Origin of the sequence: Azospirillum sp. A1-3 (assembly GCF_023806445.1) — a bacterium.
Taxonomy (GTDB): Bacteria; Pseudomonadota; Alphaproteobacteria; order Azospirillales; family Azospirillaceae; genus Azospirillum.
The window spans coordinates 244,269-257,951 of sequence record NZ_JAMSLU010000005.1 but is presented as its reverse complement, the minus strand read 5'-3'; the positions used below and the strand labels follow the sequence as shown (position 1 = coordinate 257,951).

Genomic DNA, 13,683 nt, shown 5'->3' with positions numbered 1-13,683 from the left:
ATCAGCCCATGAACACCGATCATCCCGCCTTGGACGGATCCGCTCCGCCCTCAACGATCCTGATCGTGGACGACACGCCGCAGAATCTGCTGATCCTGGGCGAATTGCTGCAGCCGCATTATCGTGTCCGGGCCGTCAATTCCGGGGAACGGGCCCTTCGTGCCGCGCACAGCGAACCGCGCCCCGACCTGATCCTGCTGGACGTGATGATGCCCGTGCTGGACGGTCACGAGGTGCTGCGCCGCCTGCGGGCCGATCCCGCCACCTGCGGCATGCCGGTGATCTTCGTCACCGCAATGGGCGCGACCGAGGACGAGGAACTGGGCCTGTCCCTGGGGGCGGTCGACTACATCACCAAGCCGATCACCCCCGCCATCGTGCTGGCGCGTGTGCGCACGCATCTTGAACTGAAGCACGCCCGCGACCGGCTGACCCGCCAGAACGACTGGCTGGAAGCCGAAGTGGCGCGGCGGATGAGCGAGAACCTGCTGATCCAGGATCTTGGCATCCGCGCCCTTGCCTGCCTGGGCGAAGCGCGCGACAACGAGACCGGGCTCCATATCGTCCGCACGCGGAGCTATGTCGAGGTCCTGGCGCGGCATCTTGCCGGGCATGTGCGATTCCGGGATGCGCTTGCCGGCCCGCTTCTGGACATGATCGTGAAGGCCGCTCCCCTGCACGACATCGGCAAGGTGGGCATATCGGACGCCATCCTGCGCAAGCCCGGCCGTTACGATCAGGCCGAATTTGCGATCATGAAGGAGCACCCCAGAATCGGGGCCGACGCCATCGAAAAGGCGATGAGGGGCACCCTGGCCAGCGCCGATGCCGCTGCGGTGGCGCAGGCTTCGGGAGCCTTCGCCTTCATGCGGGTCGCCCAGGAGATCGCCCTCCGCCACCACGAGAAATGGGATGGCAGCGGTTATCCCTCCGGGCTGGCGGGCGACGCCATCCCGGTGTCGGCCCGCCTGATGGCGCTGGCCGACGTTTTCGATGCGCTGATGTGCCGGCGCATCTACAAGCCGGCCATGAGCCTGGAGGAAACGACCCGGATCATCGTCCAGGGGCGCGGCACGCATTTCGATCCCGATGTGGTCGACGCCTTCCTGGCCTGCCGCGAGCGCTTCGCCGATATCGCCCGGCGCTTCGCCGATCCCGAGACGGACATGACGGTCGAGCCTCGGAGTGGAAACGCAGTGAGTCGCGAATGAACACGATCCTTCCGTCCGAAGGGGAATGACGCCATGGATCACGGTGCCGGCATACCGGCTTCCCGATGGCTTGAACTCGCGCAGTAGGAGAGGGCATGCCGACGCGCCGGACCTCGTCCACCCCGTATTTCCGCCTGCTGCTGCTCCCGGTCCTGGTGATCGTGGCGCTGTCGGTGGCGATCAACCTGCTGTCCTTCTGGAGCCTGAGCGAGAGCCAGCGGGCCGTCAATCTGGAGTCCGAACGCGATGCCCAGGCCATCGAGGCGGCCAGCCGCTTCAATGCCGCCCTGGATGAGGTGCAGGCGCAGGTGGCGACAACGCTGGACGATGCCGTCGGCGGGCGCCTGGATGAAGGCGAGGTCTATCGCATCCATGCCGGGTTCGTCGAGACGCTGGCCGCCATGGCTGACCAGCTGAGGTCACTGGAGCGGGTTTCCGAACACACGGATATGGCGATCAGGTGGTTCGACGACTATCGCAACTACATCGTCATGGCAACCGATGTGGCTGCCATCGACCCTCCCCGTGCGCGCGACTTCGCCTATAGCGCGGCCGCCATTTTCGCCAACCTGTCGCACCATGCCCATGCCGTCGTCGAGGGAATCGTCCGCTCCTCCGGCGAACGCGAAGCGCGCCAGACTAGGATGCTGCATGACCGGACCTCCCGCCTGATGATCGCGGGAGTCGGCCTGAACCTGGGGCTCGTGGTGATGTGGGTGCTTCTCGCCCGCTGGACGTTCCTCCGGGTCCGCTTGATCAGCCATGCTCTGCTCGATCTGGCCGACGGCAACGTCCATCCCGCCGGGTTCGACCGCGTGCGGTCCATCGCCTCCGATAGCCGGAGCGTGCTGCGCGACATGGGCCGGGCGGTGCTCAGCTTCCGGGATTCCCTGATGCTGCGCCAGAAGGCCGAAGCCGACCTGGGCGAGCGGATGAAGGAGCTTTCCTGCCTGTATGAGGTCGCCCGCATCACCGAACGCACCGATCTGGACGTGCCGACGATCTTTGAAATGGTTGCGGCGTCGCTGCCTGCCGCCATGCGCTATCCGGAGCATGCCGCCGGGCAGATCGTTTACGGGACCGTGCTGTTCGGTGAGGAGGTGGACGGACAGCGGCTGGCTGCCACGTTCGTCGACGGAGACGGCGTGGCCGGTACTGTCGCCGTTATCTACCGCGCCCCATTGCCCGCCGAGGCCGGCGCTCCGTTCCTGGACGAGGAAGCCGCCCTGATCGAGGCCGTCGCCCTGCGCCTGCAGATGGCGGTGCGCAGAAAGCGGGACGAAGCCAAAAAGCAGGACCAGCAGGCGCTGATCAACGCCGTCGTCGAATTCTCGCCGCTTGCCGTCGAGGTGATCGATCCGGTTTCCCTCAGGTTCCTCAAGGTCAATGCCGCGGCCTGCCGCCAACTCGGTTACAGCGAGGAGGAACTTCTGGCGCTCGACCTCCCCGCCATCCAGGATGAGATTCCGCGCGACCAGTTGCAGCGCAATGCCCAAAGAGCCCGGAGGGACGGCGGATTTCAGCTCGAGAGCCGCCATCGACGGAAGGACGGCTCGGTTTTCGACGTCCGCGTCAACGTTTCGGCCTTCCGGCAGGGTGATCGCGAGTATCTGCTGGCGCTGTGGGAGGACATCTCCCAAGCCAAAGTGGCGCGCGACGAAATCCGCAAACTCTCCCTGGTCGTGGAGCAGAGCCCCAATCTGGTGGTGATCACCGATCTCTCGGGAAACATCACTTACGTGAACGACGCCTTCACCCGCGCCACCGGCTACAGCCGCGAGCACGCCCTCGGCCGCAATCCGCGTTTCCTCAAGTCCGGGAAGACGCCGAGCGCGACATACGAGGCCATGTGGAGTGCGCTGACCCGTGGCGAGGCCTGGAGCGGCGAGTTCATCAACCTCACGCGCGACGGCCGCCAGGAGATCGAAGCGGCCTCCATCGTGCCGCTGCGTGACGACACCGGCGTGGTCACGCATTACGTGGCCGTCAAGGAGATCGTCACCGAACGCCGCCGGCAGGAGGATCTGCTCCGCAAGCTGTTCCTGGCGGTGAACCAGAGCCCCGAAAGCATCGTCATCACCGACCTCAACGCCCGTATCGAGTATGTGAACGACGCGTTCTGCCGCAACACCGGTTACGACCGCGACGAGGTGATCGGTCAGAATCCGCGCGTTCTGCAGTCGGGCCGGACCGACCCGGCCGCCTACCGCGCGATGTGGGACGCGCTGACCAGCGGCAACATCTGGAACGGCGAACTGGTCAACCGGCGCAAGGACGGCAGCGAGTACATCGAACTGGCCCATATCGCTCCGGTGCGTCAGCCCGACGGGAGTGTGAGCCATTATCTCGCCATCAAGGAGGACGTCACCGAGAAGAAGCGGATGGCCGAGGAACTCGAGCGGCATCGCCATCAGCTGGAGCAGCTGGTTGCCGAACGAACGGCCGAGCTTCTTGCCGCCAACCAGCAGCAGGAAGCCATCTTCGATGCCGCGAGTGTCGGTATTGCCCTGATCAGCGACCGTTACGTCCACCGCTGCAACCACCGCATGGAAGAACTCTTCGCCTGCCCGGCCGGCGCCATGATCGGGACGTCCACCCGCCAATGGTACGAAGACGAAGCGGCCTGGATTGCGGCGGGCGACGACATCTACCCGCAACTCCGGCTTGGCCAGACCCACGTGCGTGCGCAACGATACGTGCGCCACGACGGCAGCCGGTTCTGGGCGCGCATCTATGCCCGCGCGATCGATCCGGCCGACCTCGACCGCGGGCTGGTCGCCATCCTCGAGGACATCACGGCCGAACGTGAAGCCGCCGAGGCCTTGCGCATTTCCGCGGCGGAACAGCAGGCCATCTTCGAGTCCGCCACCTCGGGCATCGTGCTGATCAAGGACCGCATTCTGCAGCAGGGCAACAAGAGGCTGCATGAGATGTTCGGCTGGCCGCCGGGCGAAATGATCGGCAAGCCGACGCGCATCTGGTACGCGGACGAGGATGCCTGGAACCTGGGCAACGAGTGCTATGACCAGATCTGGCACGGTGAAGCCCACCGGCGGGAGCAGCAGCTGTCGCGTCGCGACGGTAGTCTGTTCTGGGCCCGGATGAACGCCAGGGCGGTCGATCCCAACGATCACGACCGGGGATCGGTGTGGGTCATCGACGACATCACGGCGGAACGCAAAGCCATCGAGGAAATGGCCCGCGCCCGTGCGCTGGCCGAAGATGCGGCCCGTGCGAAGTCGGATTTCCTCGCCAACATGAGCCACGAGATCCGCACGCCGATGAACGCCATCGTCGGCACCACTCATCTCTTGCGCCGCAAAAGCGCCGACCCGGATCAGGCCAAGAAGCTCGACACCATATCCGATGCCGCACACCACCTTCTCTCTCTCATCAACGACATTCTTGACCTCTCGAAGATCGACGCCGGAAAGCTGGAACTCGAACTGGCCGACATCGACGTCGAGCGGGTTGTCGAGCGGGTCTGCGCGCTGATCCGCGACAAGGCCGCGGCGAAGGGTTTGGAAATCGTTCTCGATCTGCGGGATGTGCCCCACATGTTGCGCGGGGACGAACTGCGCCTTGGGCAGATCCTGCTCAACTTCATGAGCAATGCCGTCAAGTTCACGGACGCCGGCAGCATCAGCCTGCGTGGCCGGGCCGTCGCGACCACCGCACAGGGCGTTGTCGTCCGCTTCGAGGTCACCGACACCGGCATCGGGTTGACCCCCGAGCAGAAGGATCGCCTGTTCCAGCCCTTTCAGCAGGCCGATACCTCGACCACGCGGCGGTACGGTGGAACGGGGCTGGGGCTGGCGATCAGCCGCCACCTCACAGAGCTGATGGGCGGGCGCATCGGCGTCGAGAGCAGCCTGGGCGTGGGCAGTACCTTCTGGATCGAGTTGCCTCTGGGCATTGCGAGGAGCGTCGCGTCGGAGCGGACGCCAGTGATCGACCTGAAGGGGCGGCGGGTGCTGGTGGTCGACGATCTGCAGGAAGCGCGGGAGTCGCTCTCCGACATGCTTGACCAAATCGGCATCCTGGTCACGGCGGTGTCGAGCGGCCAGGACGCACTGGCTTGTGTGGCCGCCGCGGACGCGGCCGGCAGGCCGTTCGACCTTATGCTGGTGGACTGGCTGATGCCGGGGATGGACGGGCTGGAGGTCGGCCGCCGCCTCATGGCCATGCCGCTGGCACGGCCGCCCTCCTGCCTGCTGGTCAGCGCGTATGGCGACGGCGTGTCCAGGGACGAACTGGTCCGCACCGGCTATGCGAGCGTGCTCATCAAGCCGCTTTCACCCTCGCGTTTGACCGACGCCCTTCAGGAACTGCTGTCGGGACGCACGGCCCCCGTCCATGAGCTGGCGCCAGGCGAAGCTGAGGCGCGTTTGCGCCAGCGACCGGGCAGCCGTGTGCTTCTGGCCGAGGATAACCCGGTCAACCAGGAGGTCGCACTCGAATTGCTCAACGAGGTTGGCCTTGAAGTCGACGTCGCCCCGGACGGACGGCAAGCCGTGGACATGGCGCAGGCTGCAGCCTACGACCTCATCCTGATGGACATGCAGATGCCGGAAATGGATGGTCTGACCGCGACCCGCGCCGTCCGTGGCTTTCCGCTGCACGCTCGGACGCCGATCCTCGCGATGACGGCGAATGCCTTTGACGAAGACCGGCAGGCCTGCCTGAACGCGGGCATGGACGACCACATCGCCAAACCGGTCGATCCCGAGGCGCTGTACGCGGCGCTGCTCCGTTGGTTGCCGCAAAGGCCTGTCACGGCGGGGAAAGGCAGTTCACCCTCGTCGGGACGGGCGGTCGATTCTTCTGACAAAGATGTATCGGATGCCGTGCGCAGGCAATTGGAAGCGGTGCCGGGGCTTGAGGTCGGGTTGGGACTGAAGGCGGCAAACGGACGGCTGGATCTTTACCTGCGTCTGTTGTCCCGCTTCGTCCAGGACCACCAGACGGATGATGCTGCTGCGTCTCTCGTCGTCGGCGATTTCATCGGAGCCCGGCGGGCGGCACACACTCTGAAGGGTATCGCCGCAACCCTTGGTGCGCTCCACCTGCGCGATGAAGCGGCGTCGCTGGAAGCCGCCATTGCTGCCTTGCCCGAACCCGGTGCCGGCCCGGAAGCACTGAACGAACTGATAACGCGCGCTCGAGCCGTCGGGCAGAGCGTAGAGACGCTGAAAGCCGCGATCGCGCTGGCCCTGCCTGCGGCGTCCGGGCAGGAAGTCATGGCGGCGTCGGTCGACCGATCACGGATGCGTGTGGTCATCAAGGACCTCGAGGCACTTCTTGCGGCTGATGATATGGCGGCGAGCACCCTCTTTCACGCACATGAGGGTGAATTGCGTTCGGTGCTCGGCCGCCATGCCGACGCCGTCGCACGGTTCATTGAAGACTTCGCTTTCGACGAGGCTCTCAAGGCACTGCAGGTCGGTGTCGCCAAGTGTCTGGAAGATGGAGAGTGAGCAAGATAGGGGGCGTGCATGGATGAAAAAGGCAGATCCACTATCTCGTATACGTCAGCACTGCGGTAAACCTGTTCAGCAATGAGGAGCTTATTGAATCGCTTCGTAAAGCACGAGAAACTTTCCCGATCCGTCGTCCCCGCGAAGGCGCTACGGGATGCACACAACTCAGAGCGATATTAAGCCTCTGGAATAAAAGGTACTTTGCGTCATCCCCGCGAAGGCGGGGATCCAGAAAACTCCGCATTGAAGCGGCTGAAACGACCGGATTCCCGCCTTCGCGGGAATGACAATGGAAAGGCGTTGAATGTTGGACGACGGACTTTTCAAACAGGCTATTACAGAGCATCGACCGCCAAAAGGCGGCCGAGCTTCGCACCTAACCCCTTTACAACGTTCATGCAGTTCTGATGCGCTTGACAAACTCATCCACGGATGACTGCAGGCTCTGCGCCTGAAGTCCGAGGTTGTTGGCAGCGTGCAAGACTTCCGAAGCCGATTGACCAGCTTGATTGGAGGCTTCGTTGACACCAACGATACTGCGAGACACCTCAGAGGTACCTTGCGCGGCCTGCTGGACATTGCGTGATATCTCGCCGGTGGCGGCGGTCTGCTCCTCCACCGCCGAGGCGATGGTCGCAGCGATCTGGTTCACCTGCAGAACCGTGTCGGCAATACCCCGGATCGCGCTGACGGCACCCTGCGTCTCCTTTTGGATTGCTTGTATTTGGCTGGCGATCTCTTCAGTGGCACGCCCGGTCTGGTTGGCGAGACTCTTCACCTCGGACGCCACGACGGCGAAGCCCTTGCCCGCTTCACCGGCGCGAGCCGCCTCAATCGTAGCGTTCAGCGCCAGAAGGTTGGTCTGACTGGCAATTTGCTGGATGAGCAACACCACGCTACCGATCTTCTCGGCAGCCTGGGCGAGGCTCTCCACGGTGGCGTTGGTGCGTTGCGCTTCATCCACCGCAGTGCGGCTGATCTGTGCGGCGGATTCTACCTGCCGAGCGATTTCAGCGATCGAACTCGACAACTCCTCGGCCGCTGACGCGACGGTTTGGACATTGCTGGACGCCTGTTCGGTTGCCGCAGCCACAGAGGAGGCTTGCCGTGTCGTCTCCTCGGCAATTGAGGACATGCTCTGGGCATTTCCTTGAAGCTGGGTGGCCGAGGACGATACGGTGCTGACCACACCCTGCACGCTGGCTTCAAAGCTGTCGGCCAACTCGTTCATGGCCCGCTTCTTCTCAGCCACTGCGCGCTGCTCGGCCTGCTTGGCTTCCTCTTCCATGGTACGGGCACGTCGGAGGTTCTCCTTGAAGACCTGCATCGTGCCAGCGATATCGCCGATCTCATCCTTGCGCCCAACGCCATAGATATCGACGTTCAGGTCGCCGTCGGCGAGACCGCGCAGACTGGTGACCGACGCGCTGATCGGGCGGCTGATGCCGTACCGGGCGATTAGCAAACCGACGACGATACCGCTGAGAATGCCCAGCACCGCCACTGCAATCAGCATGTTGTGGACAGATTGGGCATTGATGCTGGCGTTCTGCGAAACAGAACTTGCCTTGTCGTCGGTGTATCTGTTGTAAGCGTTGATGGCGGCCTGAAGTTGGTTGGCGGCAGTTCGCGACGTCACGACAGAGTCGAGGACAGTCTTGCGTGCCGCATCCATACTAATCTGGTCCCCGACGTTGCGAGCCTGGATGATCGTATCGTCCAGTTCCTTCAGATAGGAGGCATAGGCTCCTTCGATGACGCTGAGCAACTCCGCTTGGCGCGTGTCGGCGGTCTTCTTCAGAACGGTGAGGCGCTGTTCGAGTTCGCGCCGCTGAGCGGCGACCTCCTTCTCCGCCTCACTGAGCGCAGCGCGCGAGGGATCGGCGGCAATGTAGTATTCTGCGCGATTCAGACCAACCACGTTGCGGTTGGCGCGCGCGCCGGTAAGCGCCTCACGGCCAGCCTGCTCGATCTCATCGGCGTCCTGATCGAGTGTCGTAAGCGCTCGTACGCCCATTACGCTGATCACAGCAGTAACTGCTGACATCAGAACTACCAGGACGAGAATCTTGGCAAAAATTTTCACATTACTGAACTGCATCACTCATATCATCCTGTGAGTCACGGCCTGGAGCATCTGAAAAGAATTGACACATTATAACTTAATCAATGGTTTAAAGATATTTCATGAGGTCACAAAGATTTCGCTATTTATTTAAAATATTCGGCAAAATTGTTTATTTGCGATTGCAGTGGGTCCCTGATTGTTCTGAAAGGCTATGATGGGATGGACGCCCCCCATTTCTGGTGAGTGACACCACCTGAAGGGGATCGACCCTCTGGAAACGGAGATCCTTCCCATGCAGCCCACGATCCTCGGCCCGATCGTTGCAGCGGCGTTGGTGGACACCACGGTGATGCGAAGACCTTCACCTCAGCGCGCCACTTGGCGGCTTGGCTCGGATTGGTGCCGCGGCAAAATTCCAGCGCTGGCAAGGAGCGCCTGGGCGGCATCTCCAAAGCGGGGGATGGCCGTCTACGCCGCATGCAGGTGCACGGCGTCGGCCGGTGAATGTCGCGAACGTGGCGACAGCCTCGTCCGGCACCGCGCGGCGCTGTTAAGACTGACCGGTCGGGACGGAGAGGTGGGTACCGGACGGGGCGCTCGGAGCAGGCCATTCGGCGCGTGCTCCGGCGGGCGGGCGCCCCGTGGGGACGACCGCGGCTAGACCGAAGCCGCATCACCGCGATCGCTGCCGAGACAGGGTGCGCGGCAGGCTCGGTCTACCGCATTTCGCTCCAAAAGGGCGTCAGCACCGCCGGCGTGGCGCTGCGGGCCGAGGAACTCTCATCCCACCGTATAGCCGCCGTCGACCACCAGCTCCTGGCCGTAGATGTTCTTTGCCTGATCGGAAGCGAGGAACAGCGCCGCGTCGGCGATGCTCTCCGGGGCGCCGAACGCGCCGGGGAACAACCGGGCCGTGACGGTGGTGGCGACTTGGCCCAGCACGTCCTCGGGCAGGCCGACCTTGCTCCAGATCGGTGTGGCGATCGGGCCGGGGGCGACGGCATTCACCCGGATGCCCTGCGGTGCCAGCTCAGCCGCCAGTGTCTTGGTCGCCGAGGTCAGCGCCGCCTTGCTGGCGCTGTAGATCGCCAGACCGGGGAAGCCGACCTGCACCAGGAATGTGGTGACGAAGATGATCGAGCCGCCCCGGCGCACGTGCGGCAGGAACAGCCGCGCGGTCTGCAACGCCCCGACGAAATTGACCGAGAATTGCTCGTCGATGGCCTGTTCGTCGCTGTCGGCGAAGGAGACCACCTTGGCGACGCCGGCGTTCGGCACCACCACGTCCACCCCGCCGAAGCGCTCGACCGTCGCCGCGACCAGACGCTCGAGGTCGGCGCGCACGGTGACGTCGCCGGGCACGGCCAGCACCTGATCGGGGTTTCGTGCGGCGAGGTCCTGAAGCGCCCCGGCGCTGCGGGCGAAGACGGCGACCTTGGCGCCCTCGGCCAGATAGCGCTCGACAATGGATGCGCCGATGCCGCTGCTACCGCCGGTGACGACGGCGACCTTGCCGTCCAGAAGCTTCGCCATGAAGGGTCTCCCTGTTCGAAATCGAGACCGGGAGCCGTGTGGGTCCCGACGTCGGAAGCATCGGAGAAACCGGGTCCGGGAGTCTTGATCTTGGTCAAACAATTGGGCGATCGCGGACGGCGAGTTCGACGGGATAAGCCCCGTGGAGGCGCTCAGTGCCGGCCGGGCCACTTCTTCTGGAAGGTCTGCAGCCACGCTCTCCCAACGGCCTCCCAACGGCCTCCTTGACCATTGTAGCATCTACCCCTACCCTCCCGCCCTGTTCATGCTGGGGAGGGGACGGTGAAGGGCGAGGAGTTGCGGACCCAACGGGAAGCGAAAGGACTGTCGCAGTCCGAATTCGCCGTCTGGCTGAACGGGCGGCTGCAGCGCCGCTATGACAAGCAGAAGATCAGCCGCTGGGAAAACGACGCGGAGCGCATCCCGGCGGCCGTCGATGCGCTGATGACGCGCGAAATCAACGGGCCGGAGCCGGAACGGCTGGGCGGCCCTGCCCTGGTCGTCGTCGTGGCGAACCAGAAGGGCGGCTGCGCCAAGACGGTGTCGGCGGTGAACATCGCCTCGGCCCTGGCGCTGAAAGGCTATTCGACCATGCTGATCGACTGCGATCCGCAGGCCAACGCCACCCAGCATCTCGGCATCGATTCCTACACGATGGAAACGGAGGGCAAGACCCTCTACTACGTCATGCATGGCGACCTGGAACTGGACGATATCCTGGTCACCGTGCCGGAAAGCGGTCTGCGCGTCGCCCCCTCCTCCATCCGGCTTGCCGAAACGGAGGTGGAGCTGGGCAAGGAAGCCGGCGGCGACTTCATCATGAAGGAGAAGATCGCCGCGGCGAAGCGCAGCTTCGACTTCATCGTCATCGACACGCCGCCCAACATCGGCGAGCTGACCAAGAACGCCATGGTCGCCGCCCACACCGCGGTCATCCCCTGCCAGACCGAGAAGTTCAGCCTGCTCGGCATGGCCTTCCTGCTGGAAAACGTCGCGAAGATCCGGCGGCGGATGAACACCGCCCTGGGCGTGCTCGGCATCGTGCCGACCATCTTCAAGCAGCGGGAACGCAACGACCGCGAGGTTCTGGAGCAGATCCAGGAACAGTACGGCCCGCATCTGCGGGTGTTCGATCCGGTGCCGAAGGCGTCGGTCTATGCCCAGGCGACCTCGGTCGGCCGCGCGGCGGTGGAAGCGATGCCGGACGTGGCCGGCGCCGCCGTCTATCGCGACGTCGCCTCCGCCCTGGTCGAGGAACGCACCGCCCGCATCAAGGAGGTCGACCGTGTCGCGTAGTCTTCTCGGCAAGGCAACCAAGCCGGCGCAGAGCGCCACCGCAGCCGCAAGGATGAAGGACGCGCTGTTCGGCCTCAGCCGCCACGCGCCGCATCTGGTGGAGGTGCCGGTCGACCGCATCGCCCCCAACCCGAACCAGCCGCGCCGCGAATTCGACGAGGAGGAGCTGCGCGGGCTGTCCGCCTCGATCGAGCGTCACGGGTTGCAACAACCGATCGGCGTTCGCCAGACCGCCGACGACAGCTGGCAGCTGGTCTATGGCGAGCGGCGGCTGCGGGCGATGCGGCTCTTGGGACGGGAGACCATCTTCGGCATCCTGTTCACCGGCGACGACGATGAGGAGATCGCCATCGTCGAGAACCTCCAGCGCAGCGACCTGAACCCGCTGGAGGAGTCCGACGCGCTGGCCCGGCTCGCCGAACGGCACGGCTATTCCCACCGCCAGCTTGCCGAGGCGCTGGGCCGCAAGAAGACCTACGTCACCATGATGCTGTCCTTCCAGCGTCTGGCCCCGGCGATCCGCGAGGACTATCCCCTGCTCCGCCCGACCAAGGCGAAGCTGGAGGCGCTGGCCGCCATCGACGACCAGGACGAACAGCTCCGCGCCTGGGAAAAGCTGAAGCGCGCCGAGGCCGGTTCCCCGCCCTCCCCGGCCGCCGCCCAGCCCAGGCGCGAACCGGTCAGCGTCCCCTCCGGCATCGCGTCCAGCGCCCTGCCCAAGCGCGTCTCCAAGCCGGTCTTCCAGGCCCGCGACGTGCTGCAGGAACTTCAGGCCAAGCCGCAGCCGCTGTCCGACACCGACCGACAGGCGCTGGCCGACATGCGCACCGCCATCGACGCCATCCTGGCCGGAGCCGAAAAGTAAGACTGGTCGGAATCCGACCACCGCGCGAAGGGTGGTCGGATTCCGACCAGTGATGTCGCGGAACGGGAGAGGGACCTACTTCCCCTCCCCGCTCGCATTCGCCAGCCAATGCCCGATCGGCTTCTGCGGATTGTCGGACGCCTCGCTCCAGCCCGGCGGCACGCCCTGCATGTCGGGCAGGCGGTGGGCGATGCCCTTGTGGCAGTCGATGCAGGTGCGCTCCCCGGTGAACAGGTACTGTTCATGGATGCGCGCCGCCCGCGCCCCCTGCTTGGTGATGTCCATCGAATCGGCGCTGTGGCAGTTGCGACATTCCAGCGAGTTGTTCGCCTTCAGCCGTGCCCACTCATGCTCGGCCAGCTCGCGGCGCTTCGCCAGAAACTTGTCGCGCGTGTCGATGGTGCCGAAGATCTTGCCCCAGACCTCCTTCGACGCCTGCATCTTGCGGGCGATCTTGTCGGTCCACTGGTGCGGCACATGGCAATCGGGGCAGGTCGCCCGCACGCCGGAGCGGTTGGTGAAGTGGATGGTCTGCTTCATCTCCTCATAAGGGTTCGCCTGCATCTCGTGACAGCTGATACAGAAGGCTTCCTTGTTGGTGGCCTCCAGCGCGGTGTTGAAGCCGCCCCAGAACATCACGCCGGCGATGAAGCCACCCAGCGTCAGGAAGCCCAGGCTGAAGGTCCGGCTGGGACGGGAGAAGGTCTGCCACGCCTTTTTCAGCGACACCGGGACCCGCGGCTTCATCGGTGATCCCCCCGGTCCGACGGCCGGCTGACCAGACTGTCGAGATCCTTGAACGTGTTGGGAACGATGGGCTGGGCCGTGGTCTGCGGCACATGGCACTGCATGCAGAAATACCGACGCGGCGACACCGCGCCCAGCGTCTGGCCCTCACGGTCGACGTAATGGGTGATGCTGACCATCGGCGCCTGCACCGCCTCGGTGAAGCGGCGGCTGTGGCAGGTCAGGCATTGGTTGTTGTTCAGCGTGATCTGGTAATCGCGCACATTGTGCGGGATCACCGGCGGCTGCTCAGGGTAATTGCGGGCGACGCGGCGGTCGTCGGTGACGTCCGGCGGGATCGGCGGGGCAGGGTTCTGCTCGACGAAATTCACCGGCGGCCGGAAGGGCGAGTCCAGTCGTAGCGGTGGCGTACTTTGCGCCGACAGCACCGCCGGCACGAGGAAGGGCAGGGCCGCCAGCGCGGCAAGGTGATGGGGTCGCATG

General features: G+C 64.6%; 8 protein-coding genes and 1 pseudogene. 5 read left to right on the top strand and 4 right to left on the bottom strand.

The features are described from left to right. Positions 1 to 8 precede the first annotated feature (8 nt). Together M5E06_RS25730 and M5E06_RS25725 are read left to right on the top strand one after the other, a co-directional pair. Complete coding sequence (locus M5E06_RS25730) at positions 9 to 1,211, top strand: response regulator (protein ID WP_252140644.1); 1,203 nt, start codon at positions 9 to 11, stop codon at positions 1,209 to 1,211. A 95-nt stretch (positions 1,212 to 1,306) separates the two neighbouring features. Next, positions 1,307 to 6,688, top strand: coding sequence for a PAS domain S-box protein (locus M5E06_RS25725; protein ID WP_252140643.1), 5,382 nt, complete (start codon positions 1,307 to 1,309; stop codon positions 6,686 to 6,688). Between the two features lie 397 nt (positions 6,689 to 7,085). Here the strand turns inward: M5E06_RS25725 and M5E06_RS25720 are convergent, their stop codons facing one another. Beyond that, complete coding sequence (locus M5E06_RS25720) at positions 7,086 to 8,792, bottom strand: methyl-accepting chemotaxis protein (RefSeq protein WP_252140642.1); 1,707 nt, start codon at positions 8,790 to 8,792, stop codon at positions 7,086 to 7,088. A 274-nt stretch (positions 8,793 to 9,066) separates the two neighbouring features. Between M5E06_RS25720 and M5E06_RS25715 the strand changes: the two are divergent. Next, a pseudogene (locus tag M5E06_RS25715) lies at positions 9,067 to 9,251 on the top strand (transposase); the annotation flags it as partial. 288 nt (positions 9,252 to 9,539) lie between these two features. On the opposite strand, the gene M5E06_RS25710 reads toward M5E06_RS25715, so the two are convergent. Continuing rightward, positions 9,540 to 10,292 (bottom strand): SDR family NAD(P)-dependent oxidoreductase, encoded by a 753-nt coding sequence (locus M5E06_RS25710; RefSeq protein ID WP_252140641.1) that lies wholly within the window; start codon positions 10,290 to 10,292, stop codon positions 9,540 to 9,542. Between the two features lie 282 nt (positions 10,293 to 10,574). On the opposite strand from M5E06_RS25710, the gene M5E06_RS25705 reads away from it, so the two are divergent. Together M5E06_RS25705 and M5E06_RS25700 are read left to right on the top strand one after the other, a co-directional pair. After that, a complete protein-coding gene (locus tag M5E06_RS25705; protein WP_252140640.1) occupies positions 10,575 to 11,588 on the top strand; it encodes an AAA family ATPase in 1,014 nt (337 codons plus the stop codon). Beyond that, positions 11,578 to 12,453 carry a ParB/RepB/Spo0J family partition protein gene (locus M5E06_RS25700; protein ID WP_252140639.1) on the top strand — a complete coding sequence of 292 codons (876 nt, stop codon included), beginning with the start codon at positions 11,578 to 11,580 and terminating at the stop codon, positions 12,451 to 12,453. Before M5E06_RS25705 ends, M5E06_RS25700 begins: the two co-directional genes overlap by 11 nt. Before the next feature lie 75 nt (positions 12,454 to 12,528). Here the strand turns inward: M5E06_RS25700 and M5E06_RS25695 are convergent, their stop codons facing one another. Both M5E06_RS25695 and M5E06_RS25690 read right to left on the bottom strand, forming a co-directional pair. Beyond that, positions 12,529 to 13,200, bottom strand: coding sequence for a cytochrome c3 family protein (locus tag M5E06_RS25695; RefSeq protein WP_252140638.1), 672 nt, complete (start codon positions 13,198 to 13,200; stop codon positions 12,529 to 12,531). Continuing rightward, complete coding sequence (locus M5E06_RS25690; RefSeq protein WP_252140637.1) at positions 13,197 to 13,682, bottom strand: nitrate reductase cytochrome c-type subunit; 486 nt, start codon at positions 13,680 to 13,682, stop codon at positions 13,197 to 13,199. Before M5E06_RS25690 ends, M5E06_RS25695 begins: the two co-directional genes overlap by 4 nt. Position 13,683 lies beyond the last annotated feature (1 nt).